Source organism: Mitsuaria sp. BK037 (assembly GCF_014193045.1).
GTDB lineage: Bacteria > Pseudomonadota > Gammaproteobacteria > Burkholderiales > Burkholderiaceae_C > Roseateles.
The window spans coordinates 1114864-1139075 of sequence record NZ_JACHYS010000001.1 but is presented as its reverse complement, the minus strand read 5'-3'; the positions used below and the strand labels follow the sequence as shown (position 1 = coordinate 1139075).

Here is a 24212-nt window from a genome sequence, read left to right as displayed (position 1 = left end):
TGAGAGCCCTCCGAGCCGCCGACAACGCCCGAACCGGCCCATTATCGCCACCCCCAAGGGTGCGTCCGACGAGTGAACGCGATCTGCGACTCGTCCCGCACACACCGGGCGTGGTCGGAGAAAGGAGTCGCATGACAGCGCGTTCGGACCTGCTATCCCTCCCCCGCCAGGCGCGTGCCGCCCTGGTGCTGTTCATCAAGGACATCGGCCAGGGTTTGCTGGTCGTCAGCCACAACACGCTCGCCCTGGTGGGCTTCGCCGTCGTCGCCGTCGGGCTGGTCTTCGCCAGCCAGGCCGACCTGCGCCAGCAACTGGAAGGCCAGGTGCTGGGCTGGCTCAACGCCCGCCACGAGGCGCGCGTCGAGGCTTCCGGCGACGTGCTCGCGCTGATGGCCGAGCCCGAGGCGATCACCCGCGCCACCGCGGTCGATCCCAAGGAACTGACCCGCCAGCAGGCGCTGGTCGCCAACTACCTGGCGCGCCGCTACCGCGTCGCGCCCGAGCCGGTCAGCCGCCTGGTCAAGGAAGCCTGGGACGTGGGCCAGCGCGCGCGCGTCGATCCCACGCTGATCCTGTCGATCATGGCGATCGAATCGGGCTTCAACCCCTTCGCCCAGAGCGCCGTCGGCGCACAGGGCCTGATGCAGGTGATGACGCGCGTGCACGACGACAAGTACGAGGCCTTCGGCGGCAACCTGGCCGCGTTCGACCCGATCACCAACCTGCGCGTCGGCGTGCAGGTGCTCAAGGAATGCATCCAGCGCGCCGGCAGCCTCGAGGAAGGCCTGCGTCGTTACGTCGGCGCCACCAACCTGCCCGACGACACCGGCTACGCCGCCCGCGTGCTGGCCGAGCAGGACCTGCTCAAGGCGGTGGTCCAGGGCCGCAACGTCAGCCCGTCCGCGCCGCGCCCGATCCGCGAGCCGGCCTCGGCGCCGGCCACCGGCGGCGAGCAGGTCGCGATGACCGCCGTGATGCGCTGATCCAGCCACCGCGCCTCGAAAAAACGGGTTCCTCGGAACCCGTTTTTTCATTGGCGCGTCGGCGTGCCTCCAGCCAGGAACAATGTCACGACCCGCGCCGTGCCCCGCTCCGGTGCGGCTACACTGCACGCTTCGCGCAACTGGCGATCAGGGCGCCCTGTCCGGTGATGATTCCTTCACCGCGCAGGCGTCGCCCGAGGTGGGTCACCACCGGGAAGCGCGAACGGCCGGGGTCTCCTCCGGCTGTCCGTGCCGTTCGCCTGGGCCGCCGTCGTTCCGGCATCCGTCGCCGCATCGCGCCCCGCGATCGCGCCGATGCGCCGCCGGGCGGGCGGCGCCAACCCTTGAGCCGACATCAAATCATGTTTGACCGCACCCAACAGACCCTCGCCAACGTCGACGCCGAAGTCTTCGCCGCCATCCAGCAGGAGAACCAGCGGCAGGAAGAACACATCGAGCTGATCGCCTCGGAGAACTACACCTCGCCGGCGGTCATGGCCGCGCAGGGCAGCCAGCTGACCAACAAGTACGCCGAGGGCTATCCCGGCAAGCGCTACTACGGCGGCTGCGAATACGTCGACGTCGTCGAGCAACTGGCGATCGATCGCCTCAAGCAGCTCTACGGTGCCGAGTTCGCCAACGTGCAGCCCAACAGCGGCTCGCAGGCCAACCAGGGCGTGTTCTTCGCGCTGCTGCAGCCGGGCGACACCATCATGGGCATGAGCCTGGCCGAAGGCGGCCACCTGACCCACGGCATGGCGCTGAACATGAGCGGCAAGTGGTTCAACGTCATCTCCTACGGCCTGGACGCCAAGGAGGAGATCGACTACGACGCGATGGAAGCGCTGGCGCGCGAGAAGAAGCCCAAGCTGATCATCGCGGGCGCCTCGGCCTACTCGCTGCGCATCGACTTCGAGCGCTTCGGCAGGATCGCCAAGGAGATCGGCGCCTACTTCATGGTCGACATGGCGCACTACGCCGGCCTGATCGCCGCGGGCGTCTACCCGAACCCGCTGCCGCACGCGGACGTGGTGACCTCGACGACGCACAAGAGCCTGCGCGGCCCGCGCGGCGGCATCATCCTGACCAACGACGAAGCGATCGCCAAGAAGATCAACTCGGCGATCTTCCCCGGCATCCAGGGCGGTCCGCTGATGCACGTCATCGCCGGCAAGGCGGTGGCCTTCAAGGAAGCGCTGTCGCCGGAATTCAAGGCCTACCAGCAGCAGGTCGTCGCCAACGCCAAGGTGCTGGCGCAGACGCTGATCGAGCGCGGCCTGCGCATCGTCTCCGGCGGCACCGAGAGCCACGTGATGCTGGTGGACCTGCGTCCGAAGAACCTGACCGGCAAGGAAGCCGAGGCCATCCTGGGCGCCGCCCACATGACCTGCAACAAGAACGGCATCCCCAACGACCCGCAGAAGCCCATGGTCACCAGCGGCATCCGCCTGGGCACGCCGGCGATGACCACCCGCGGCTTCAAGGAGGAGCAGGTCCGCGCGACCGCTCACCTGATCGCCGACGTGCTGGACAACCCGCATGACGAGGCCAACCTGGCCCGCGTGCGCGACAAGGTGGCCGAACTGACCCGTCAGTTCCCGGTCTACCGCTGAGCGGAGCCCGCGGCGCATGCGTTGCCCCTTCTGCGGTCACGGCGACACGCAAGTCTCGGAGACCCGCGAATCGGATGAAGGCGACGTGGTGCGTCGCCGCCGGCGCTGCCAGTCCTGCGACAAGCGCTTCACGACCTACGAGCGCGCGGAGATCGCGCTGCCCATGGTCGTGAAGAAGGACGGCACGCGCGCCGAGTTCGACATGGGCAAGCTGCGCGCGTCGATGACGCTGGCGCTGCGCAAGCGTCCGGTCAGCATCGAGCAGATCGACGCCGCGCTGGAACGCATCCAGGAAAAGCTGCTGAGCAGCGGCGCGCGCGAAATCCCGTCGACCAAGCTCGGCGAGCATGTAATGCGCGAGCTCAAGCGCATCGACAAGGTGGCCTACGTGCGCTTCGCATCGGTGTACCGCTCGTTCGAGGACGTCGATGAGTTCCGGCAGCTGATCCGGGACATCTAAGCCCCCCCAAAAGCCGGCCCCCTTCAGCGGGCCGGCTTTTCCCACCTGAAGGCGAAGCGCCGCGACGCGCGTCTCCCTAGAGTTCCTGGCAACTCTTCCGGAGACCGACGTGCCCACTGCCCTTCCCCTTCCCTTTCCCGCCCTTCCCGTCCCCGCCTCCCGCGAAGGCTCCGTGCCATCGGGCGCAGGTCGCGGCTTCAGCCTGATCGAGTTGCTCGTGTCGATCGCGATCGTCGCGCTCGCGGCGATGCTCGCCGGCCCCGATCTGCGCGACTGGCTCTGGCGCCAGCGGCTCGCCAACAGCGCGCAGGCTGTCCTTAGCGACCTTCAGCTGGCACGCAGCGAGGCCATCCAGGGCGCGCGCAACGTGATCCTGCGCTTTGGCGGCGACGAGTCCCCGGTGACCGGCAGCGGGCGCTGCTACGTGCTGCACACCGGCCCCCTCGGCGGCTGTGGCTGCCGGATGGACACCCCGCCGGTCTGCGACGCCGGTGCCCAGGCCATCAAGCAGATGCGCTGGACACGAGGCCGCGGCCAGCCGGAGGTGGTGTCCAACGTGCCGTCGATGCTCTTCAGCGGCCGCCAGGGCACCGTGTCGGTGAGCGGCACGGTCGAGGTCCGCATGGAAGGCATCGGCGCGATCCGCCACATCGTCAGCCTGACCGGTCGCGTGCGCAGTTGCGCGGCCGAGGGCACCGCGAGCCGCCTGCCGAGGTGCGCATGAGGACGCGGGGCTTCTCGTTGATCGAGATCGTGATCGTGCTGGCGATCCTGGCCGTCCTCGCCGTGCTGACGCTGCCGAGTTTCCGCGATCACGTCCTGAAGGGACGGCGCGCCGAGGCGCGGGAGGCCTTGCTGGCGCTCCAGCTGGCGCAGGAGCGCTTCAGGTCCGGCCACCCCCGTTATGCCGACCGGCTGGAGGACCTGGCGCAGTCGCCGTTGACGCGCAGCAGCCTCTACCGGCTGCGCATCGCGCAGGCGGACGCGACGCGCTACACGCTCGAGGCCATCGCGCAGGGCAGCCAGACCGGGGACCGCCGGTGCCAGGTATTGACACTCCGGCTGGAGGCCGGCGCCATCCACACCTCGGGCCGGGACGCCGGGGGCGCCGAACAGGCCGACGCCTGCTGGCCGCGCTGAAGGGGGCAAACGCATGTCCGCTCATCGTCACCCTCCGCAGCATCCCCGTGCGTCGCGAAATGCGCAGGGGATCTCGCACGGCTTCACGCTCGTCGAACTGCTGGTCGGCTTGGCCATCAGCCTGATGCTGATGGCGGGCGCCTTCACCATGGCCGGCCTTCAAGTCGGCGCCCATCACCGGTTGCTGCTGGAGCTGCAAGTGCAGCAGGAGCTGCGCGCCACCGCGGAGCTGATCCTGCGCGACCTGCGCCGTGCCGCCTTCTGGGACCGACCGCAGGAGGCCCTCTGGCAGGCCGATGCACCCGCGCCGGTCCGCAACCCCTACGCCGACCTGGACGTGGGAGAAGCCGGCACCCACGTGACCTACAGCTTCTCCCGGGACGGCAACTCGACCGGTGGGACCGGCGTGCGGGAGGTCGCCGGGTTCCGCTGGAGCGAGGGCCGCATCGACCAGTTGGTCGCGGGCCGCTACCAGCCGCTGACCGATCCGGCGCTGCTGCGCGTGCGCGCCTTCGACCTGCGGGTCGACTCGCAGGCGAAGTCGCTGGGAGACGCCTGCGCGCGCGCCTGCTCGCCGGGAACGCCGCCGCCCGCGCCGCCTCCAACCGACGGCGGCAGTGGCAGCGGTGGGGGTGGCGGTGGGGGTGGCGACGCGCCCGCTTGTGGCCCAGCGATCCTGACCCGCATGGTCGAACTGGTGCTCGACGCCGAGGCCGTTCACGATCACCGGGTCCGTCAACAGCTGACGGTGCGTGGCCTCGTGCGCAACGACGCGCTCGCGGGAGACTGCCCATGACCCGGCGCCTGCAACGCGGGCTCGGCACGCTGGCGATGTGCGTCGTGCTGCTCGGCGTACTGGCGCTGGGTGCCGCCTGGGCAACGCGCCAGTTGACGACGGCCCAGCGCGTGGCCGCCAATGACCACCGCGCCGCCACCGCCTTCGAGGCGGCCGAGGCCGGCATGGCCTGGGCGATCGCGATGCTCAATGGCGGCCATGTGGACGACAGCTGCCGGCCGGCATCGCATCCAGCCGGCCCGAGCGCCGACATTGCCGCCGCCGGCACCTCCAGCGCCTCCGCGACCGACTTCCGCAGCCGCTTCCTGGAGCTCGGCGCGGACGGGCATTACCGCGCGAAGCCCAGCGCCCCAGGCGCAGGGGGTGCGATGTCCCCGGCCTGCACGAACACCGGACCGCTCCGCTGGACCTGCCAGTGCGCGACCCAGCGCGACCCCGCCGGCGCATCACCCACCGCGGACGCACGGCCCCTGGATCCGCAACCACGCTTCACCGTTCGTTTCACCGACGCGGGCCCGGCCGGCCAGCTGAAGCTGATCGTGCGCGGATGCAGCGACCGCCGGGCCGACTGCGACGACCTGTCCGAAGGCCCCTCCGGCCTTGCCGAGGCTGCCCGGCATCTGGCCCTGCTCAGCGCCCTGCGGCTGCCGCCGCCGCAGGCGGCGACCGAAGGGCCGGGCAGCTTCCTGCGCATCTTCGGCTATCCGGCGATGCGATATCGCGGTCAGCCCGCCATCGCGCGCATGCGCTGCGACGCGGACTGCGGCGCCCCGCTCGCCCAGGCCCTGGCGCGGGGCCGTCGCCTGATCTGGATCGACGGCGACGCGCGCCTGAGCGAGTGGCCGCCGGCCGCGCTGGACGGCACGCCCCTGGTGCTGGTCGTCGACGGCCGCCTCGACCTCTCCGCGCCGGGCAGCGCGCAAGGCGTGCTCTATGCGCGGGAGGGCATCGGCTGGCACCCGCCCGTCGGCCAGGCCGCCTCCTGGCGCGGCGCGATCGTGACCGACGGCGTCTTCGACCCGGGAAAGACCGTCACCCTGACCCACGATGCCGCGGTGCTCTATCGCGTGCATCGCCAGATGGGCAGCTTTCTTCCCGTCCCCGGTAGCTGGAGCCCCACGCGATGACCGACGCCCGCGCCCCTTTCCCGCATGACGGTCGGCGTCGTCGCCGGGGCTTCACCCTGGTGGAAGCCTTGATCGCGCTGGCCTTGCTCGCGATCGGCACGGCAGCGCTCATGGCGCTCCAGGTCCGTCTGCGACTCGTTGTCGACGACATCCGGCACCAGGAGCAGGCGCTGCGCCTGGCGCGCAACGAACTCGAGCGCTGGCGATGGCGGCCCGACGGCCCGGCCCCCTCGCTGACCTGGGAGGGGCCGGCCACCGAGTTCAAGCTCGACGCGCAGTCCGCGCCCTGGCATGAGCCGATGCCGCCCGGCAGCCTTCCGGCGGACGGTCCGGCGGACGGTTTCATGGCCGACGTCCCGCCACTGCGCGCGGTCCACCTCCGGGTCCACTGGACCGATCGCGCCGGCAGGCCGCGGTCGCTCACGCTGGACAGCCTGCTGCCGGCGGAGGATCCCGCCCTCTCGGGCCTGCTTCTGCTGCCGCCCAAGGTCGCCGCTAGACTGCGCGCCATGCAAGCGCCCCGCCCCGCCTCATCCCCGCCCCCTTTCCATGCCGACACCCGGGACAGCCGCTGGATGACCGAGGCGGTGCGACTGGCGCAGGGCGCCGTCGGCCTCAGCGATCCCAATCCCCGCGTGGGCTGCGTGCTCGTGGACGCGCAGGATCGGGTGCTCGGACAAGGGCACACGCAGGCGGCGGGCCAGGCCCATGCCGAGGTCATGGCGCTGCGAGACGCGCAGGCCCGTGGTCACGATCCGCGCGGCGCCACCGCGTATGTGACGCTCGAGCCTTGCGCCCACCACGGTCGCACCCCGCCCTGCTGCGACGCGCTGATCGCAGCCGGCGTGGCCCGGGTCGTCGTCGCGCTGGACGATCCCAATCCGCTGGTCGCCGGCCAGGGCCTGGCGCGGATGCGCGCCGCCGGCATCGTCACGGACGTGCTCACGGCGGACCATCCGGCAGCGATCGAGGCGCACGAGCTCAACATCGGTTTCCTGACCCGCATGCGCCACGGCCGCCCGTTCGTGCGAATGAAGATCGCCGCGTCGCTGGATGGCCGCACGGCGCTGTCCAATGGCGTTAGCCAATGGATCACCGGCCCCGAGGCCCGCAAGGACGGCCATGCATGGCGCCGTCGCGCCGGGGCGGTGCTGACCGGCATCGGCACCGCCCGCGAGGATGACCCGCGCCTGGATGTCCGCGACGTGGAGACCGCCCGGCAGCCGCAGCGGGTGCTGATCGACTCGCGGCTGGAGCTCCCGCCGTCCGCCCGCCTCCTGGCGCCGCCCGGCGGGCTGCTCGTTTATCACGCGCTGGCGCAGGCCGGCGAACGGGGGGCGGTGCTCGCCGGCCTGGGCGCGGAACTCGTCGGCCTGGCCGATCCGGCGCGGGGCAAGGTGGACCTGGCCGCGGCGATCCACGACCTGGGCCGCCGACAGGTCAACGAGCTTCACATCGAGGCCGGCTACAAGCTCAACGGCTCGTTGCTGCGCACCGGACTGGTCGACGAACTGCTGGTGTACCTGGCGCCGACGCTGCTCGGCGAGGGCCGGGGCATGGTCGACCTGGGCGGGCTGACGGCACTCGCCCAGGCCCCCCGCTTCCGCCTGGTCGAGAGCCTGGCGGTCGGCGGCGACCTGCGCCTGCGCCTGAGACCGGCCACGAGCGCCTAGACCCAGCCCTCCTCCGGCCCGCCAGGCCCGCCCCGCCTACAATCGCGCCCATGCCTATTTCACCGATTCCCGAGCTGGTCGCCGAACTGGCGGCCGGCCGCATGGTCATCCTTGTCGACGAGGAAGACCGTGAGAACGAGGGGGACCTCGTCCTCGCCGCCGACCACGTCACGCCGGAAGCGATCAACTTCATGGCCAAGCACGGCCGCGGGCTGATCTGCCTGACGCTGACCCGCGAGCGCTGCGAGCAGCTGCAGCTCCCGCCGATGGCCACCCGCAACGGCACCAAGCACGGCACCGCCTTCACCGTGTCGATCGAGGCCGCCACCGGCGTCACGACCGGCATCTCCGCCGCGGATCGCGCGCGGACCGTGCAGGCCGCGGTCGCGAAGGGCGCCGTGGCGTCCGACCTGGTGCAGCCCGGCCACATCTTCCCGCTGCAGGCCCAGGACGGCGGCGTGCTGATGCGCGCCGGCCATACCGAGGCGGGCTGCGACCTGTCGCGCATGGCCGGCCTGACGCCCGCCGGCGTCATCTGCGAGATCATGAACGACGACGGCACCATGGCCCGTCTGCCGGATCTGGAGGTCTTCGCCCAGGAGCACGGCCTGAAGATAGGCACCATCGCCGACCTGATCGAATACCGCAGCCGCAACGAATCGATCGTGCAGCGCATCGCCCAGCGTCCGCTGGAGACGCGCGAGGGCCGGTTCGAATGCCACGTCTTCCGCGATCGCTCCAACAACGTCCACATGGCGCTGGCGCTGGGTCAATGGCAGAAGGACCAGGAGGTGCTGGTGCGGGTGCACGAGCCCTTCTCCGCGATGGACCTGCTGGACGCCGGCCGCTGCGGCCACAGCTGGCCGCTGCCGCAGGCGCTGGCGGCCATCCAGCGCGAAGGCTCGGGCGTGGCGGTGCTGCTGAACTGCGGCGAGGACGCCGACGCGCTGCTCGCGCGGCTGCAGCCGGCGACCGGCGAGGAACCGCGCCAGACCATGGACCTGCGCACCTACGGCGTCGGCGCGCAGATCCTGCGCGAGCTCGGCGTGCATCGGATGAAGCTGCTCGGCAGCCCGCGCCGCATGCCCAGCATGACCGGCTACGGGCTGGAAGTGACCGGTTTCCAGGCCGCCCAGGCCACTCCCAACGACTGCTGAATCCGAGGACCGCATGCAAGGATCTGACAAGGGTCAGTCGACCCGACTCGACGGACGCGGCCTGCGCGTGGGCATCGTCCAGGCACGCTTCAACGACGAACTGACGACCGCGCTGGCCCAGGCCTGCCGGGCTGAACTGAACCGGCTCGGCGTCCAGGACGCCGACATCCGCCACGTCACCGTGCCCGGCGCGCTCGAGGTGCCGGTGGCTCTGCAGGCCATGGCCGTCAGCGGCCGCTTCGACGCGCTGGTGGCGCTGGGCTGCATCATCCGCGGCGAGACCTACCACTTCGAACTGGTCGCCAACGAGAGCGGTGCCGGCGTGACGCGCCTGACGCTCGACCACCGCCTGCCGATCGCCAACGCGATCCTGACGGTGGAGAACGAGGAACAGGCCTGGGCCCGTGCCGAAGAAAAGGGCCGCGATGCCGGAACCGTCGCCGTCGAGATGGCGCAGCTGCTGAAAGAACTCAAGTGAACACCAAGGACACCTCCTCCCCCGCCGGCAAGCCCGCGGCCAAGAACGGCGGCAAGCCGGCCGCCAGGAAGGCGCCGGCCAAGTCGGCCCGCCGCCGCTCGCGCGAGCATGCGCTGCAAGGCATCTACCAGTGGCTGGTCACCGGCGAAGACCTCGGCGTGATCGACGCGCACACGCGTGAGCAGGACGGCTTCGACAAGGCCGACCGCGGTCATTACGACAAGGTCTTCCACGGCGCGATCGAGGAAGCGGCCGACCTGGACGCCGTGCTCGCCCGCCACGCCGACCGCAAGACGACCGAGCTCTCGCCCATCGAGCACGCGATCCTGATGATCGGCGCCTACGAGCTGAAGAACTGCATCGACATTCCGTACAAGGTGGCGATCAACGAGGCCGTTGAACTGGCGAAGTCCTTCGGCGGCACCGACGGCCACAAGTACGTCAACGGCGTACTGGACCGCGCCGCGATCGACCTGCGGCCGGTCGAGGTGAAGGCCGCCCGCGGTTGAGCGCGCGGCGCCTCAGGCGCCAAAAGCTGCAAGGGCCCGGGACGATCCGTCCGCGGGCCCTTTGTCATTGCCTGGCGTCTCAGGCCGCCGGCGTGCCGAGGGGAACCCCGGGCGTCAGCAGGCGTTCCAGCAGCTGCCGCACGCTGGCGATCTGGTCGCCGAACGGCAGTGCGCCGCGACCGCGGAAGAACAGGCCTCTCGCGGTCTCGCCGCGCAACGCCGAGGCCAGTCGCTGGTCGATGCAGAACTGACCCCAGTCCTTCAGGCCATCGCGCAGGCCGCACTGGCTCAGGCAGTCGAAGGCCAGGGTGCAGCGCTTCTTGAGCTGCGCGACGGACTGCAGGCGCGCCTCCGCGCCCAGGTACTTCTTCAGCCACGGCGTCATCACCGCCCGCGCCGGCAGGCCCGCGACGCTGCAGAACTCGACGAGGTCCTCCTCGCGCGCCTGGGCCAGCACGCGCTTGAACGACGGATGCGCATCGCACTCCAGCGTCGCGGCGAAGGGCGTGCCGAGTTGCACCGCGTCGGCGCCCAGCGATTGCAGCCGCTGGATGTCCTCGCAGCGCCGCACGCCGCCGGCGGCGATCAGCGGCACCTGGCCCTCGGCGCCCGCATCGCGCAGGAAGCGCCGGACCGCGGGCAGCACGGTCTCGAAATCGAAACGGCCATCGCCAACATCCGCGACCCGCGCCGCGCCGAGGTGCCCGCCCGCATGGCCGGGATGCTCGATGACCACGGCCGCCGGCAGCCGCTGCCGGCGCTCCCATTTCTTCCACAGCAGCGTCACGCCGCGGGCCTCGGACAGGATAGGGACCAGGGCGGTGCGCGGATGGTCCTGCGCGAGCTCGGGCAGATCCAGCGGCAGCCCCGCGCCCACCACCAGCGCGTCGATGCCGGACTCGAGCGCCGTCCGCACCGAGGACGCGTAGTCGCTCACCGCGCGCATCACATTGACCGCCAGCAGGCCGCGCCCTTCGGAGAGCCGGCGAGCCGCCCCGATCTCGCGCGCCAGCGCCTCCTGGTTGGCCTGTTCGATCACGGCCTTCTTCTCGTCGCCATCGCGCATCGACTCGCTGCGGGCCATGAGGTCGGGGTGATGCCGGCGCAGGTCCACCGACGCGATCGTGCCCCAGGCGCCCTGCCCCGCGACGCTGCCGGCGAGCCGGTGCGCCGAGACCCCCACCCCCATGCCTCCTTGGACGATGGGCAGCAGGTCGCGGCCGGCGAGGCGCAAGGGGCGCAATCCGGCGGCGCGGACGCGGTCGAGGAGCGTAGCCATGGTCATGGTCGGGGTTCCGGAAAAAACGAAAGCCCGGATGGTGGCGGCTCGGGCGCCGACGCGCCTTGACGCGGCTCAACAAGGGCCCGGGGCGCCCGGCTGCGAGCTCGTGTTGGATTCGCTGCGCCAACGTGGGCGGCCGACAACGGCACGGCCTGCCCGATACGCGGCGGTGAAACAAAACTACGACCACCACGCGGAACTTGGGCCCGGCGAGGCCGACCCTGTCCCCCACGCTGTCCCATTCAATCAGGACATGTAGCGGAACTTCGGGGTTTCACTATTCGATTCCGTAGTTTTACTTCACTAGCATCCGCCGACCTTTTGAAGGGGGACAAGGCAATGCGCATCGGAACTGGGGCAGGTTGGCGAGCGGTGCTGGGCAGCTGGGTGATCGCCCTGAGCGGGCTGCTCAGCGCGTGCGGCGGCGGCAGCGGCGAGGCCGATACGCCCCGCGCCCAGTCAGCGGGCGCAGCCGCTTCGGCCGCGAGCGAGCTCGGCGTCACCGTGCTCGCCGCCGTTCCCGATCCCGGCGGCAACGGCGGCGGCACCAGCCGCGCACGCGCCGCCGCGGTCGCCTCGCCGGACGCGCCGGCCACCTCGCTGCGCGTCCACTACCGCCGCGCCGATGGCAACGCGGCCGGCTGGCAGATCCACACCTGGGACGCGGCCCGCAGTCCCAACTGGAACGAAGGCTGGAACGCCAGCGGAAGCGACGACTTCGGCGTGTACTACGACGTGCCGCTCGCGGCCGGCAGCGGCACGGTCGGCTTCCTCTTCCACAAGGGCGACGAGAAGGACAACGGCGGCGCCGACCAGTCCCTGGTCCTGCAAGCCGGGGCCAACGAAGTCTGGCGCCTGCAGGGCGACGGCACGACCTACACCAGCAACCCGCTGGGCCAGCCGGCGCCCGACCTCACGACGGTGCGCGTCCATTACAAGCGCTTCGACGCCAACTACGCGGCCTGGGGCCTGCACCTGTGGAGCGGCAGCGGCCTGGACACGGCCGCCCTGCCGTCCGGCGTCACCATCGACCGGTGGAACCAGCCGGTGCCATTCAGCGCGATGCCGGGCCATTCGGTGGGCAGCGACGAGGTGGTCTTCGACCTGCCGGTGCTCAATCCGCGGGACGACGCCAGCCGCAAGGGGCTGGAATTCATCATCCACGGCATGCCGCCCAACGAGAACGACAAGGACGGCCGCGACAACAACCTGCGCGTCGAGTTCGGCGCGCTGACGGTGCAGAACCGCGTCGGCCAGATCTGGCTGGTCGAGGGCGACGCCACCGTCCACACCGCGCCGCCGGACCTGCGCCAGGTGTCCAGCACCGATGCGCGCGCGGTGTGGCTCAACAGGACGCTGGTCAAGTGGCCCCGCGCCAGCGCCAGCGGCGGCGTGCGGCTGTACCACTCGGCCACCGGCCAGATCGCCGTGGCCGCCAGCGCGACGGTGACGGGCGCCGACGGCTTCATCACGCTGGACGCCTTCACCGGCACCGTGCCGGAGGCCGCGGCCCGGCGCTTCAAGTACGTGGCCAGCGGCGGCGTCTTCGCGGTCCGCCCGGACGACATCGCGCGCCTGCCCGCCCTGCATCAGCAGCAACTGGTGCTGGCGCAGGTCGACGCCGACGGCCGGGTGCTGAACGCGACGACCGCCCAGATCGCCGGCGCGCTCGACGACCTCTATGCCGCCGCCTACGAGGTGCCGGACCTCGGCGCCGTCGTGGCCCGGGGGAGCACCAGCTTCAAGGTCTGGGCCCCGACCGCGCAGAACGTCCAGCTGGTGCTGACCACACCGATCGGCGCCTCCACGCTGACCCGCACGACGACGGAGTCCATGACCCGCGATGCCGCGACCGGCGTGTGGCACCTGAGCAAGCCCGGCAGCCTGCACGGGGCGACCTATCGCTACCAAGTGCAGGTGTTCGTCAAGGGCGTGGGACTGGTGCGCCAGCTGGTGGCCGATCCCTACTCGCGAGGCGTGACGCTGGGTGGGCAGCAAAGCGTGGTGATGGACCTCGACGCTGGCGCCACCAAGCCGCCCGGCTGGGACGCCGGTGCGCCGCCGGCGACGGTGAACGCGCCATCGGACCTGAGCATCTACGAGCTGCACGTGCGCGACTTCTCCATCAACGACGCCACCGTGCCCGCGGCGCGGCGCGGCAAGTACCTGGCCTTCGCCGAAACCGGCTCCAACGGCATGCGGCATCTGGCGGCGCTGGCCGCGGCGGGCCTGACCGACGTGCACCTGCTGCCGGCGTTCGACTTCGCCACCGTCAACGAGAAGGGCTGCGTGACGCCCTCGCCCACCGGTGCGCCCGACGGCGAGACCCAGCAGGCCGCCGTGGCCGCCTCGGCCGCCGCCGACTGCTTCAACTGGGGCTACGACCCGCAGCATTTCTCGACGCCCGAGGGCAGCTACTCGAGCAACGCGAGCGATCCGGTGGCGCGGGTGGTCGAGTTCCGCCGCATGGTGCAGGCGCTCAACGCGGCGGGCCTGCGGGTGGGCATGGACCTGGTCTACAACCACACGACCTCGTCGGGCCAGAGCGCCACCTCGGTGCTCGACAAGGTCGTGCCGAACTACTACTTCCGCTACAACGCCAGCGGCGGCATCGAGCGCTCGACCTGCTGCGAGAACACCGCGTCCGAGAACCTCATGATGGGCAAGCTCATGATCGACTCGGCGGTCATCTGGGCGCGCGACTACCGCATCAGCTCGCTGCGCTTCGACATCATGGGCCACCATCCGCGCGCGGCCATGGAGACGCTCAAGGCCCGCGTGGCGCAGGCCGCGGGGCGCGAGGTGCAGATCGTCGGTGAGGGCTGGAACTTCGGCGAGGTCGCCAACGGCGCGCGCTTCGTGCAGGCGGAGATGCTGTCGCTGAACGGCTCGGGCATCGGCAGCTTCAATCCGCTGATCCGCGACGCGGTGCGCGGCGGCGGTTGCTGCGATTCGGGCGCGGCGCTGCGGGCCAACCAGGGCTACGTGAACGGCTTCTTCTATGACAGCAACGGCTGGAACGCCGGCCAGACGCGCGGCGAGCTGATGTGGCAGGCCGACCGGATCCGTGCGTCGATGGCGGGCTCGATCCGCGGCTTCCAGATGCAGACGAGCTGGGACGAAATCCTGCGGCTCGAGCAGATCGACGTCGGCGGCATTCCCGCCGGCTGGGTGCTGGAGCCGGGCGAGGTCGTCAACTACGTCGAGAACCACGACAACCTCACCCTGTTCGACAACAACGTGTTCCGCCTGCCGGCCGGCACCAGCCGCGAGGACCGCGCCCGCGTGCAGGTCCTGGCCAGCGCGATCAACGCGTTCAGCCAGGGCGTGGCGTACTTCCATGCGGGCGTGGACACGCTGCGCAGCAAATCGCTGGACCGCAACAGCTACGACAGCGGCGACTGGTTCAACCGGCTGGACTGGACCTATGCCGACAACCACTTCGGCGTGGGCCTGCCGCCCGCGCGGGACAACGCCGACAACTGGTCCCTGGCGCGACCGCTGCTGGCCGACGCGGCGATCAAGCCGGGCGCCGCCGACATCGCCTGGACGCGCGACGCGTTCCGCGACCTGCTGCGCATCCGCAAGAGCTCGACGCTGCTGCGCCTGCGCACCGCGGCGGACATCCAGGCGCGGCTCAGCTTCCTGAACACCGGGTCGGCGCAGGAGGCGACGGTGCTGGTCGGGCGGCTGAACGGCGTCGGTTATCCGGGGGCCAACTTCGACGAGCTGGTCTACCTGATCAACGTCGACAAGACGGCGCATGCGCTGACACTGCCCGCGCTGGCGGGCCATGCGCTGGTGCCGCATCCGGTCCACGCGACCGGCGCGGACGCCCGCGCGCGCCAGGCCCGCTTCGACCGCGCGACCGGTCGCTTCGAGCTGCCGGCGCGCACGGCCGTCGTGTTCGTCGTTCCCGCCGCCTCAACACGCTGAACCCACGCGCTGAATCCACCCGTTGAATCCACGTGCTGAATCCCCCCCTGATTCCATCCGCCGATGAAAGTCCTCCCCATGACAAGCTCCCCTTCCGCAGCGGCCCTGGCCGCCTGGTCGCTGGCCGCGGTGATGGCGCTCGGCGCCGCCGGCGCGCAGGCAACGCCGGTCGCCATCGACGTCAGCGGCGCGCAGAGCATGGACTTGCCGGGCGATGCCGGCAACACGGTGTGGTTCGTCGACGTCGGCGCCCACGCGGCGCTGAACGCGCTGAGCTGGTCGGTCACGCTGGAGGCGTTCTCGCCGAGCGTGCTGTCGGAAATGCAGCTGAGCTTCGGTGCATCCAGCGGGCTGGAGCAGATCACCTTCGCGCCGGGCGACGGCGATTTCCTCAGCGGCACGGGCCGCTACACGGGGATGCTCGACCTGCGCGGCCTGGGCCTGAGCGCCGGCGCGGACGGCCTGCTGCGCCTGGAGTTCAGCGAGGCCTTCAAGGACCTCGCGCCCGGCGTGGCCGATGGCCGCTGGCTGGGCGGCACGCTGAGCTTCGACGTCACGACCGCCTCGGCCGTGCCGGAGCCGGCGAGCCTGGCGCTGGTGCTGGCGGGCCTGGCCGCGATGGCAGGGATCGGTCCCCGCGTGGCCCGACCCCAGGCGCCTCGCCGGCCCGGCTGATGCCGTCGGGGTGACCCGGGGCGAGCCGGCGGCGGTGCGCGCGCCAAAACTAGAATGGCGGCCGCACAGCACTTGCACCCAGCGATGAGACTCTCCGATCGCGTCCAGGCCATCGATCCCTTCTACGTCATGGAATGCGCCAAGCGCGCCGACGCGATCGCCCGCTCGGCGGTCTGCGATCCGGCGCAGGGCGGCCGGCCCATGATCTACCTGAACATCGGCGAGCCCGACTTCGGCGCCAGCCCCGCCGTCCGCGAGGCCGCCGCGCGCTTCACCGCCGCCGGCCGCATCCCCTACACCCATGCCAACGGCCTGCGCACGCTGCGCGAGCGCGTCGCCGACTGGTACCGGCAGACGCAGCGGCTGACGATCGATCCGGACCGCGTCGTCATCACCGCCGGCGCCTCGGCCGCGCTGCAGCTCGCCTGCCTGGCGCTGTTCCAGGCCGGCGACGAGGTGCTGATGCCCGACCCCAGCTACCCCTGCAACCGGCACTTCGTCGCCGCGGTCGATGCGACACCGGTGCTCATTCCCTCCACCGCCGCAGAGCGCTTCCAGCTCAGCCTGGACCGCCTGCGGCCGCACTGGACCGAACGCAGCCGCGGCGTGCTGCTGGCCTCGCCGAGCAACCCGACCGGCACCTCGATCGCGCCGGAGGAACTCGCCCGCATCCACGCCTTCGTGCGCGAGCGCGGCGGCGTCACGATCGTCGACGAGATCTACCAGCCGCTGAGCTTCGACAGCCGTTATGCGCGCAGCGCGCTGGCGCTGGGCGACGACGTGGTGTCGATCAACAGCTTCTCGAAATACTTCGGCATGACCGGCTGGCGCCTGGGCTGGCTGGTGCTGCCCGAGGCGATGGTGGGCGCCGTCGAGAAGCTCGCGCAGAACCTCTACATCTGCCCGTCCACGATCGCGCAGCAGGCGGCCCTCGCCTGCTTCGAGCCCGAGTCCATCGCCGAATACGAGCGCCGGCGCGAGGAACTGCGTCGTCGCCGCGACCTGGTCGTGCCCGCGCTCGAGGCCATGGGCCTGCCGGTGCCGGTGCCGCCCGACGGCGCCTTCTACGCCTGGGCCGACGCCTCCGGCACGGGCCTGGGCAGCTGGGACCTGTGCATGGACCTGATGACGCATGCGCAGGTCGCGCTCACGCCCGGCCGCGACTTCGGCCCCGCTTTCGGCGAGCGCTTCCTGCGGCTGTCCTTCGCCTCCAGCATGGACGACCTGCGCGAGGCGCTGGCCCGCATCCGCGTGCGCCTCGACCAGCTGAAGGCCCGCGCCGCATGAACGCCACGCCCGACGCCTCGACGACGCCCGCGCAGTCCCCGATCTTCGAGCTGGAGCTGAAGGTGCGGGACTACGAATGCGACATGGACCATGTCGTCAACAACGCGGTCTACCTCAACTACCTGGAACACGCCCGGCACGAGCTGCTCGAAACCCGCGGGCTGAAATTCGGCGAGCTCTCCCGGCGCGGCATCAGCCTGGTCGTCACCCGCGTGGAGATCGACTACAAGGGCTCGCTGGTCAGCGGCGACACCTTCGTCGTGCGCACCACGCTGCGGCGCCAGGGACGGATCCGCTTCCTGTTCGACCAGACCATCCATCGGCGCGCGGACGACCGCCTCATGCTCAAGGCGGTGGTCACCGGCACCGCGTTGAACGCCAAGGGCCGGCCCGAGTTCCCGCCCGAGATCGAGCAGGCCTTCGGGTAGATCCGCGCTTCACCGGTTGTCGCCCGCCTCCGAGGCGCTCATCTCGCGCAGCAGCGACCACGGATAGATGCCCCGGTCGTGTCCGTCGCTGAAGCTCAGCCGCAGCGCGTAGTGCCCTACCAGTTCCGCCTGACTCAGCGCGACCTCGGGGTCCCCGGCCGATGAGACCGCGCCCTTCAGCGCCGCTGCCCTGCAATGCGCGCAGCGGCAGGCCGCACGCAGGGTCGAAGCCGCCAGCACGGCCTCGCCATCCGGCCAACGCAGGCGCAGATGGCCGGCGTGGAGCTCGACCGCCTGGGGCGCGTCGCCGCTCATGACAGGCGCTGGCGCGCCAGCCTCGCAGCCTTGCGCACTTCCGGATCGGGGTCGGCGTCGGCCGCCTCCAGCGCCGGCAGCGCGCGCGGGTCGCCGATCTCGCCCAGCGCGATCGCCGCCTCCTTGCGCAGGTTGCCCGCGCGGTGGGCCAGCGCCTCGATGAGCACCGGCAGCGCCGCCCTGTCGCGCAGGCGGCCCAGCGAGCGCGCGGCGCGCAGGCGCACCTGCCAGTACGCATCCGTCATCGCCTGCCGCAAGGCCACCGCGGGTTCGGTGGCCCTGCTGCCCTCGTTGCCCCAGTTGGCTTCACCGGCGTCGATGGCGCCGTTGACGTCGTTGGCTGCGCCGGGTGCGTTCGCCGTGCCGCCTGCGTTGACGGCGTTGATGGCGTCGGCATCACCGCCATGGCCGATCGCGATCTGGCCAAGCTTGCCCAGCGTCGTCGCCGCTTCCTCGCGGACCTGCCAGGCCGGATCGCGCAGCGCCGCGCACAGGGCCGGCAGCACCGACGGCGCGTCGCCGGCCGCCGCGAGGCCCAGCGCCCCCGCCGCCGCGCGGCGCACCTCGGCGTCCTCGTCGCCGATGGCCAGGCGCGCGAGCGCTGGCAGCGCCGCCGCATGCTTCAACCAGCCCAGCACCCCCACGGCCTCGCGGCGCACCGCCGGATCGACATGAGCCAGCGCGGCCGTCGCCGGCGCCGCGGCCGCCGGCACGCGCAGCTCCTTCAGCGCGCGCAGGGCCGCGGCGCTCACGAAGCCGTCCGCATGGCCCACCCGGGGAACGAGCCGCGCGCCCGCCTCGGCGTCCTTGAGCTCGGCCAGCGACTGCGCCGCGGCCTCGCGCACTTCCGCCTCGTCCGCGAGCGCATCGGCCAGCGCCTCCACCACCTCGCCGTCGCCCCAGCCGGCGAGCGCACGCGCCGCCTCGGCGCGCAACGCCGGATCGGGATCGCCGCGCAACACGGTGACGAGGGCCGGCAGCAGCGCCTCGTCCTCGACGTCGGCGAAATCGAGCAGCGCGACGCGCCGCACGCCTGCGTCGGGGCTGGTCAGGCGTTGCCGCAGATCGGCGGAACGGGGATCGATGTCAGGGGAAACAAGGCTCATGGTCATCAGGTGGCGAAGCGCCATTGCGGCGGCAGGGAGGGCGACCCCAGCGGCGTGAGCCGCTCGAGCGCAGGCGCCCGCGCGTCGTGCCTCAGCAGCGCGAGGCACCGGCGCTTGAGCGCGACGAAGGCGGGATCGGTGAGATGCGTGGCGCGGCGCGGGCGCTCGAAGGGAACGTCCAGCGCCTCGACGATGCGGCCCGGACGCGCGCTGAGCACCAGCACCCGGTCGGCCAGGAACAGGGCCTCGTCGATGTCGTGGGTGACGAAGACGACGGTCGGCGAGAGCCGCGCCCACAGGTCCAGCAGCAGTTCCTGCATGCGCGCGCGGGTCAGCGCGTCCAGCGCGCCGAAGGGTTCGTCCATCAGCAGCACGCGCGGATGGTTGATCAGCACGCGCGCGATCTCCACCCGCTGCTGCATGCCGCCGGACAGTTCGCGCGGATAACGATGCTCGAAGCCCGCCAGGCCGACCATCCCGATCAGCTGCCGGGCCTCGCGTTCGCGCGTGGCGCGGTCCACGCCTTTCATCTTCAGCCCGTAGGCGACGTTGTCGAGCACCGTCTTCCAGGGAAACAGCGTGTGCTGCTGGAACACCAGGCCGCGCTCCGGATCCGGACCTCCGATGAGCGCGCCGTCGAGCCGCAGTTCACCGCGCGCGGGCCGCAAATGCCCGGCCAGCGCGCCCAGCAGCGTCGACTTGCCGCAGCCCGAGGGGCCCAGCAGGCAGATGAACTCGCCGGGCGCGGCGTCGATCGTCACCTCGTGCAGGACCTCGACACGCGCGCTCCCCTGACCGACCTCGATGCTGACCTGCTCGATCTGGAGCCGGCCGCCGCGTGGCGGCGCGGTCGGCGCGGTCGGCACGGCTTGCAGGGGCGGCACCGATTGCACTGTCTGCATTGCTTGCACGGACGCTGTCATTGCGCCTCCCGTTGCGGGCGATACCACGGCATCAGTCGCCGCCCGGTCCACTGGATCAGCGCGCTGCTGCCCATGCCCAGGGCGCCGATCAGCAGCATGCCGACCACGATGTTGGGATAGTTCTGCACGGTGTAGGACTCCCAGGTGAAGTAGCCGATGCCGTACTGGCCGGCGATCATTTCCGCGGTCACGAGGCAGAACCAGCAGGTGCCCATGCCGATGGACAGCCCGGTGACGATGCTGGGCGCGGCCGCCGGCACGATCACCTCGGCGAAGAGCCGCCAGCGGCGCGTGCCCAGGCTGCGCGCCGAGGCCACCAGCCGCGGGTCGACCGCCTCCACGCCATGGACCGTGTTGAGCAGGATGGGGAACACGGCGCCGGTGAAGGTGATGAACACCATGCTGCCTTCCGAGGACGGGAACATCAGGATGGCCAGCGGGATCCAGGCCACCGCCGGAATGGGCCGCAGCACCTCCAGCGGCGGCAGGAGCAGCTCGCGCGCCAGGCGCAGGCGCCCGATCAGCAGGCCCAGGCCGACGCCGGCCAGCACCGCCGCGCCGAAGCCCAGTCCGATGCGCAGCAGGCTGCTGCCCAGGTGCGCGCCGAGCTTGGGCGAGCGCAGCAGCGCCCAGGCGGCGCTCAGCACCTCGGCCGGCGCCGGCACGTTGGCGAAGGTGATCAGCCCGAGGTTCACGCGTGTCGTCGCCGACAGGTGCCACAGCGCCAGGCACAGCAGCAGCGACGCGATCGGCAGCCCGCCGCGCCGCCACCGCGCGGACCGGACACCGGCGGTCGCGTTGGCCGAGGATGTCGCCGGCGGTGTCACCGGCGAGGCCGTCGAGGCCAGGGAAGGAACGGCGCTCATGTCGTCACAGCGCCGTCGGCCCGGCCGCCTTCGCGCCGGCGAAGTCGAGCACGCGGCCGCGGTTGGCCGCCGCGTAGGCCGCGGCGGCGTCCTTCTGCAGGAAGGCGCTGAGCTGCCCCTTGGCATCGATCGCGTACCAGCTGGTCGGTGCCAGCAGCTTGATCCGGTGGATCAGGTCGTGGACGTAGACGGCGCGCGCCTTGCCGCCGGCCGCCTCGATCCGGCGCAGGTCGGCGAGCGCGTTCTCGATGCTCGCGTAGTGGCGCACCTTGGGCTCGCCCTGGACCCAGATGCCGGCGGCGCGCTGCACGTCGGTGATCGGCCGGCCGGTCGTCGCATCGACGGCCTTCAGCGGCAGCTTGTCCCGGTTGGCGAGCCGCTGCTCGTAGTCCAGGCCGGACTGCTTGAACGCGGCGCGGATGTAGCGGTCGTCGATGAAGCTGTCCGCGTTCAACGGCGAGTCGCGCCCCATCAGCTTGAGCGTCTCGATCGAGGTCCTCAGCGCCTGCCGGTACTCCGGCTTCCAGGTGAGGTCGCGCGTCTGCAGGCCCAGCGGCCCGTGGTAGAGGTAGTTCACCGCCGCGTCGATGCCGGTCACCTGCTCAATCAGCAGGCTGTACTTCTCCGGCTCGGCGGCGATCAGGCGGTCCGCCTCGAGCGCCGCGCGCAGGAAGGCGACGACCACCTCCGGATACCTGGCCGCATAGTCCGCGCTGACCAGCGAGCCGTGGTACGTGGGCGCGTTGGCCTGCGCGCCGTCATAGATCTTGCGGGCGACGCCGCGGTGCTCGAACAGCTCGACGAAGGGCACGAAGTCCGCATGCGCCTCGATCCTGCCGGCCTGCAGCGCGGGGCCGGCGACCTCGGGGGCCTGCGTGATGATGGTCACGTCCTTCTGCGGATCCCAGCCCTGCGCGGCCACCGCGCGCAGCAGCATGCCGTGGGCGGTGGAGGCGAACGGCACCGAGATGGTGTGGCCCTTGAGTTCCGACAGCAGCGTGACCTTGGAGTCGCGCGGCACCACGATGCCGTTGCCGCTGCCCAGCGTGCTGCCCGACAGCACCGTGATGAACACGCTGCGCTTGCCAGCCTTGAGGAAGGCCGCACCGTTGTTGGAGCCGGGGAAATCGGCCATGGAGCCGATGTCCAGCTTGTCGGCGACCATCTCGCTGGTGAGCGGCGCGCCGGAGGTGAAGTTCTTCCACTGGATGTCGTAGCGGACCTCCTTGTAGCGGCCGTCGCGCGGCAGGTACTTCTCCAGCAGCTTCAGCTCGCGGATCAGCAGGCCGCCGGTGGCGCAGTTGATCGTGGTGTCCTGCGTGCCGATGGCCACGCGGATGGTCTCGGCGCGGGCGCTGGCGGGCGCGCCGGCCAGTGCGACGGTCAACGCGGTGGTCAGTGCGACCGTCAGCGCCGCGGTCGGCAGGACGCTCAAGGGCTTGAAAGGCATCTCGGGTTCTCCGGTGTCAACGCAGCAGGTAGGGGATGTCGACGCGCACCGCGCCGGTCGGGCAGTCCTTCTCGCAGGGCATGCAGTACCAGCACTCGTCGAACTTCATGTAGGCCGAGCCCTTGACCAGGTCGATGGCCAGGACGTCGAGCGGACACACGTCCACGCAGACGGTGCAGCCCTTGTCGGCGATGCACTTGTCGGCGTCGACGGTCACCGGAACGGCGCTGGGATGGAAGGCAAGCGGGGCGATGGTGGTCATGCGGGAAGGGCCTCGGTGGGAGCCTCGATGGGCGTGGCGATGCGCAGCTGCCGGTAGGCATTGCGGTCGGCGTCGGCGATGGGGACGAGGTAGGGCTCGATGGCGCGCTTGAAGCTGACCATCCGGCCCTGCCCGTCCTTCATCAGCTGGGCGTGGCAGAACCACTGCGCGTCGTCGCGATCGGGGAAGTCGACGCGCGCGTGGTACAGGCCCCAGCGGCTCTCGGTGCGGTAGAGCGAGGCGCGGGCGGCCATCTCGGCGCAGTCGCGGATGGCGTGCACCTCCAGCGCCCGCATCAGCTCGTGGGGCTCGCGCGCCTTGAGCCGGTCCAGGTCCTCGCGGATGGCCTCGAAGCGCTCCAGGCCGATCTCCATCTTGCGGGTCACCTTGGGCGGCTGCAGGTAGTCGTTGACCATGCGGCGCAGCTTGTATTCGACCTGGTTGGGCGGCAGGCCGTCCTCGCGCAGCAGCGGCGCCCAGACGCGGCGGCGCTCGTCCTCGACCTGGCCCGCGTCGACCGCGGCCAGGCCGTGCTCCGCGCTGAAGCGGGCGCTGCTCTCGCCCGCCAGCTTGCCGTAGACGAAGGCGCCCAGCATGTAGTTGTGCGGCACGCAGGCCATGTCGCCGGCGGCGTGCAGGCCGGGCACGGTGGTGCGCGCGTGCTCGTCCACCCACACGCCGGAGGCCGAATGGCCGCTGCACAGGCCGATCTCGGAGATGTGCATCTCGACCATGCGCTCGCGGTAGTCGGTGCCGCGGCCGGCGTGGAAGCGGCCGCGGCTGGGCCGCTCGTTGGTGTGCAGGATGGTCTCGATGGCGGAGATGGTCTCCTCGGCCAGGTGGTCCAGCTTCAGGAACACCGGGCCCTTGCCGCCCTGCAGCTCACGGTGGAACTCCCACATCATCTGGCCGCTCCAGTAATCGCATTCGATGAAGCGCTGGCCCTCGGCGTTGGTGGTGTAGCCGCCGAAGGGACCGGTGACGTAGGCGCAGGCCGGGCCGTTGTAGTCCTTGATGAGCGGGTTGATCTGGAAGCACTCCAGGCCCGACAGCTCCGCGCCCGCGTGGTACGCCATCGCGTAGCCGTCGCCCGCGTTGGTCGGGTTCTCGTAGGTGCCGAAGAGATACCCCGACGCGGGCAGCCCCAGCCGTCCCGCCGCGCCGCAGCTCAGCACGACGGACCTGGCGCGGATCACGTGGAAGTCGGCGGTGCGGCAATCGAAGCCCATCACGCCGGCGATGCGGCCGTCCTCGGCGGTGAGCAGCCGCGTCGCCACGACGCGGTTGGTGATCTCCACGCGGGCGCGCTTGAGCTGCCGGTACAGCACCTTCTTGATGTCGTGCCCTTCCGGCATCGGCAGCACGTAGCTGCCCATGTGGTGCACCTTCCTGACGGCGTAGTCGCCGGTCTCGTCCTTCTCGAAACGCACGCCCCAGCGGTCCAGCTCCTCGATCATCGCGAAGCTGCCCTGCGCGTAGGCCATCACCGTCTTCTGGTTGACGATGCCGTCGTTGGCGATGGTGATCTCGCGCACGTACTGCTCCGGCGTGGCGTGGCCGGGAATGACGGCGTTGTTGAGGCCGTCCATGCCCATGGAGATCGCGCCGCTGCGCTTGACGTTGGCCTTCTCCAGCAGCAGCACGCGCAGCGCCGGATTCGCCTGCTTGGCCTTGACGGCCGCCATCGGTCCGGCGGTGCCGCCGCCGATGACGACCACGTCGTATTCATGTTCGAAGGTCTGCATC

Annotated in this window: 23 protein-coding genes and 1 riboswitch; of the genes, 15 read left to right on the top strand and 8 right to left on the bottom strand. The window is 71.1% G+C overall.

The window, feature by feature from the left end; genetic code table 11:
- Positions 1-131: 131 nt before the first annotated feature.
- From FHT37_RS04980 to nusB, 11 genes are all read left to right on the top strand, one after another.
- Complete coding sequence (locus FHT37_RS04980) at positions 132-983, top strand: lytic transglycosylase domain-containing protein (protein WP_091724385.1); 852 nt, start codon at positions 132-134, stop codon at positions 981-983.
- Positions 984-1109: 126 nt separating this feature from the next.
- A riboswitch (ZMP/ZTP riboswitch) is annotated at positions 1110-1256 on the top strand.
- An 89-nt stretch (positions 1257-1345) separates the two neighbouring features.
- Entirely contained in the window at positions 1346-2596 is a 1251-nt protein-coding gene (gene glyA / locus FHT37_RS04975; protein WP_183479218.1) for a serine hydroxymethyltransferase, read from the top strand.
- A gap of 16 nt (positions 2597-2612) precedes the next feature.
- Positions 2613-3056 carry a transcriptional regulator NrdR gene (nrdR, locus tag FHT37_RS04970; protein ID WP_183479216.1) on the top strand — a complete coding sequence of 148 codons (444 nt, stop codon included), beginning with the start codon at positions 2613-2615 and terminating at the stop codon, positions 3054-3056.
- 109 nt (positions 3057-3165) lie between these two features.
- Positions 3166-3780: a GspH/FimT family pseudopilin gene (locus FHT37_RS04965; RefSeq protein ID WP_183479214.1), complete on the top strand. Its 615-nt coding sequence runs from the start codon at positions 3166-3168 to the stop codon at positions 3778-3780.
- Positions 3777-4196, top strand: a complete 420-nt coding sequence (locus tag FHT37_RS04960) for a type IV pilin protein (protein ID WP_183481272.1) — start codon at positions 3777-3779, stop codon at positions 4194-4196. The genes FHT37_RS04965 and FHT37_RS04960 overlap by 4 nt, the downstream gene beginning before the upstream one ends.
- A gap of 13 nt (positions 4197-4209) precedes the next feature.
- Positions 4210-4992 (top strand): PilW family protein, encoded by a 783-nt coding sequence (locus tag FHT37_RS04955; protein ID WP_183479212.1) that lies wholly within the window; start codon positions 4210-4212, stop codon positions 4990-4992.
- Complete coding sequence (locus FHT37_RS04950) at positions 4989-6119, top strand: PilX N-terminal domain-containing pilus assembly protein (RefSeq protein ID WP_183479210.1); 1131 nt, start codon at positions 4989-4991, stop codon at positions 6117-6119. Before FHT37_RS04955 ends, FHT37_RS04950 begins: the two co-directional genes overlap by 4 nt.
- Positions 6116-7792 (top strand): bifunctional diaminohydroxyphosphoribosylaminopyrimidine deaminase/5-amino-6-(5-phosphoribosylamino)uracil reductase RibD, encoded by a 1677-nt coding sequence (gene ribD, locus FHT37_RS04945; RefSeq protein WP_183479208.1) that lies wholly within the window; start codon positions 6116-6118, stop codon positions 7790-7792. The genes FHT37_RS04950 and ribD overlap by 4 nt, the downstream gene beginning before the upstream one ends.
- Before the next feature lie 50 nt (positions 7793-7842).
- Positions 7843-8949 carry a bifunctional 3,4-dihydroxy-2-butanone-4-phosphate synthase/GTP cyclohydrolase II gene (ribBA, locus tag FHT37_RS04940; protein ID WP_183479206.1) on the top strand — a complete coding sequence of 369 codons (1107 nt, stop codon included), beginning with the start codon at positions 7843-7845 and terminating at the stop codon, positions 8947-8949.
- Between the two features lie 13 nt (positions 8950-8962).
- A complete protein-coding gene (gene ribH / locus FHT37_RS04935) occupies positions 8963-9427 on the top strand; it encodes a 6,7-dimethyl-8-ribityllumazine synthase (protein WP_091724377.1) in 465 nt (154 codons plus the stop codon).
- On the top strand, positions 9424-9936 hold the full coding sequence (gene nusB, locus FHT37_RS04930) for a transcription antitermination factor NusB (RefSeq protein WP_091724376.1): 513 nt from the start codon (positions 9424-9426) through the stop codon (positions 9934-9936). The genes ribH and nusB overlap by 4 nt, the downstream gene beginning before the upstream one ends.
- Before the next feature lie 79 nt (positions 9937-10015).
- Here nusB and FHT37_RS04925 read toward each other — a convergent pair whose 3' ends face one another.
- On the bottom strand, positions 10016-11215 hold the full coding sequence (locus FHT37_RS04925; RefSeq protein WP_183481269.1) for a nitronate monooxygenase family protein: 1200 nt from the start codon (positions 11213-11215) through the stop codon (positions 10016-10018).
- Between the two features lie 342 nt (positions 11216-11557).
- On the opposite strand from FHT37_RS04925, the gene FHT37_RS04920 reads away from it, so the two are divergent.
- From FHT37_RS04920 to FHT37_RS04905, 4 genes are all read left to right on the top strand, one after another.
- The gene (locus tag FHT37_RS04920; RefSeq protein WP_183479204.1) at positions 11558-15154 is read left to right on the top strand and encodes an alpha-1,6-glucosidase domain-containing protein; all 3597 of its coding nucleotides are present in this window, start codon (positions 11558-11560) and stop codon (positions 15152-15154) included.
- A 78-nt stretch (positions 15155-15232) separates the two neighbouring features.
- Positions 15233-15829, top strand: a complete 597-nt coding sequence (locus FHT37_RS04915; protein ID WP_183479202.1) for a PEP-CTERM sorting domain-containing protein — start codon at positions 15233-15235, stop codon at positions 15827-15829.
- An 84-nt stretch (positions 15830-15913) separates the two neighbouring features.
- Positions 15914-17116, top strand: coding sequence for a pyridoxal phosphate-dependent aminotransferase (locus FHT37_RS04910; protein ID WP_183479200.1), 1203 nt, complete (start codon positions 15914-15916; stop codon positions 17114-17116).
- Positions 17113-17544 (top strand): thioesterase family protein, encoded by a 432-nt coding sequence (locus FHT37_RS04905; RefSeq protein WP_183479198.1) that lies wholly within the window; start codon positions 17113-17115, stop codon positions 17542-17544. Before FHT37_RS04910 ends, FHT37_RS04905 begins: the two co-directional genes overlap by 4 nt.
- Before the next feature lie 9 nt (positions 17545-17553).
- Here FHT37_RS04905 and FHT37_RS04900 read toward each other — a convergent pair whose 3' ends face one another.
- From FHT37_RS04900 to FHT37_RS04870, 7 genes are read right to left on the bottom strand one after another with little or no spacing between them, the layout of a single operon-like run.
- Positions 17554-17859, bottom strand: a complete 306-nt coding sequence (locus FHT37_RS04900) for a DUF971 domain-containing protein (protein WP_183479196.1) — start codon at positions 17857-17859, stop codon at positions 17554-17556.
- Positions 17856-18965, bottom strand: coding sequence for a HEAT repeat domain-containing protein (locus FHT37_RS04895; RefSeq protein ID WP_183479194.1), 1110 nt, complete (start codon positions 18963-18965; stop codon positions 17856-17858). The genes FHT37_RS04900 and FHT37_RS04895 overlap by 4 nt, the downstream gene beginning before the upstream one ends.
- A gap of 5 nt (positions 18966-18970) precedes the next feature.
- On the bottom strand, positions 18971-19831 hold the full coding sequence (locus tag FHT37_RS04890; RefSeq protein WP_409072703.1) for an ABC transporter ATP-binding protein: 861 nt from the start codon (positions 19829-19831) through the stop codon (positions 18971-18973).
- A gap of 53 nt (positions 19832-19884) precedes the next feature.
- Positions 19885-20754, bottom strand: a complete 870-nt coding sequence (locus FHT37_RS04885) for an ABC transporter permease (RefSeq protein ID WP_183479191.1) — start codon at positions 20752-20754, stop codon at positions 19885-19887.
- 4 nt (positions 20755-20758) lie between these two features.
- The gene (locus FHT37_RS04880; protein WP_183479188.1) at positions 20759-22204 is read right to left on the bottom strand and encodes an ABC transporter substrate-binding protein; all 1446 of its coding nucleotides are present in this window, start codon (positions 22202-22204) and stop codon (positions 20759-20761) included.
- Between the two features lie 16 nt (positions 22205-22220).
- A complete protein-coding gene (locus FHT37_RS04875; protein ID WP_091724367.1) occupies positions 22221-22466 on the bottom strand; it encodes a ferredoxin family protein in 246 nt (81 codons plus the stop codon).
- Complete coding sequence (locus tag FHT37_RS04870) at positions 22463-24211, bottom strand: fumarate reductase/succinate dehydrogenase flavoprotein subunit (RefSeq protein WP_183479186.1); 1749 nt, start codon at positions 24209-24211, stop codon at positions 22463-22465. Before FHT37_RS04870 ends, FHT37_RS04875 begins: the two co-directional genes overlap by 4 nt.
- Position 24212: the final 1 nt, after the last annotated feature.

Excerpts from the sequence above, each read along its gene's own strand:
- FHT37_RS04885 (WP_183479191.1), bottom strand. The coding sequence starts at position 20,754 with ATGAGCGCCGTTCCTTCCCTGGCCTCGACGGCCTCGCCGGTGACACCG.
- FHT37_RS04870 (WP_183479186.1), bottom strand. The coding sequence starts at position 24,211 with ATGCAGACCTTCGAACATGAATACGACGTGGTCGTCATCGGCGGCGGC.
- FHT37_RS04915 (WP_183479202.1), top strand. The coding sequence starts at position 15,233 with ATGACAAGCTCCCCTTCCGCAGCGGCCCTGGCCGCCTGGTCGCTGGCC.
- nrdR (WP_183479216.1), top strand. The coding sequence starts at position 2,613 with ATGCGTTGCCCCTTCTGCGGTCACGGCGACACGCAAGTCTCGGAGACC.
- glyA (WP_183479218.1), top strand. The coding sequence starts at position 1,346 with ATGTTTGACCGCACCCAACAGACCCTCGCCAACGTCGACGCCGAAGTC.
- FHT37_RS04900 (WP_183479196.1), bottom strand. The coding sequence starts at position 17,859 with ATGAGCGGCGACGCGCCCCAGGCGGTCGAGCTCCACGCCGGCCATCTG.
- FHT37_RS04875 (WP_091724367.1), bottom strand. The coding sequence starts at position 22,466 with ATGACCACCATCGCCCCGCTTGCCTTCCATCCCAGCGCCGTTCCGGTG.
- FHT37_RS04920 (WP_183479204.1), top strand. The coding sequence starts at position 11,558 with ATGCGCATCGGAACTGGGGCAGGTTGGCGAGCGGTGCTGGGCAGCTGG.
- FHT37_RS04910 (WP_183479200.1), top strand. The coding sequence starts at position 15,914 with ATGAGACTCTCCGATCGCGTCCAGGCCATCGATCCCTTCTACGTCATG.
- FHT37_RS04955 (WP_183479212.1), top strand. The coding sequence starts at position 4,210 with ATGTCCGCTCATCGTCACCCTCCGCAGCATCCCCGTGCGTCGCGAAAT.
- FHT37_RS04905 (WP_183479198.1), top strand. The coding sequence starts at position 17,113 with ATGAACGCCACGCCCGACGCCTCGACGACGCCCGCGCAGTCCCCGATC.
- FHT37_RS04980 (WP_091724385.1), top strand. The coding sequence starts at position 132 with ATGACAGCGCGTTCGGACCTGCTATCCCTCCCCCGCCAGGCGCGTGCC.
- ribBA (WP_183479206.1), top strand. The coding sequence starts at position 7,843 with ATGCCTATTTCACCGATTCCCGAGCTGGTCGCCGAACTGGCGGCCGGC.
- FHT37_RS04960 (WP_183481272.1), top strand. The coding sequence starts at position 3,777 with ATGAGGACGCGGGGCTTCTCGTTGATCGAGATCGTGATCGTGCTGGCG.
- FHT37_RS04880 (WP_183479188.1), bottom strand. The coding sequence starts at position 22,204 with ATGCCTTTCAAGCCCTTGAGCGTCCTGCCGACCGCGGCGCTGACGGTC.
- ribD (WP_183479208.1), top strand. The coding sequence starts at position 6,116 with ATGACCGACGCCCGCGCCCCTTTCCCGCATGACGGTCGGCGTCGTCGC.
- FHT37_RS04925 (WP_183481269.1), bottom strand. The coding sequence starts at position 11,215 with ATGGCTACGCTCCTCGACCGCGTCCGCGCCGCCGGATTGCGCCCCTTG.
- FHT37_RS04895 (WP_183479194.1), bottom strand. The coding sequence starts at position 18,965 with ATGAGCCTTGTTTCCCCTGACATCGATCCCCGTTCCGCCGATCTGCGG.
- FHT37_RS04950 (WP_183479210.1), top strand. The coding sequence starts at position 4,989 with ATGACCCGGCGCCTGCAACGCGGGCTCGGCACGCTGGCGATGTGCGTC.
- ribH (WP_091724377.1), top strand. The coding sequence starts at position 8,963 with ATGCAAGGATCTGACAAGGGTCAGTCGACCCGACTCGACGGACGCGGC.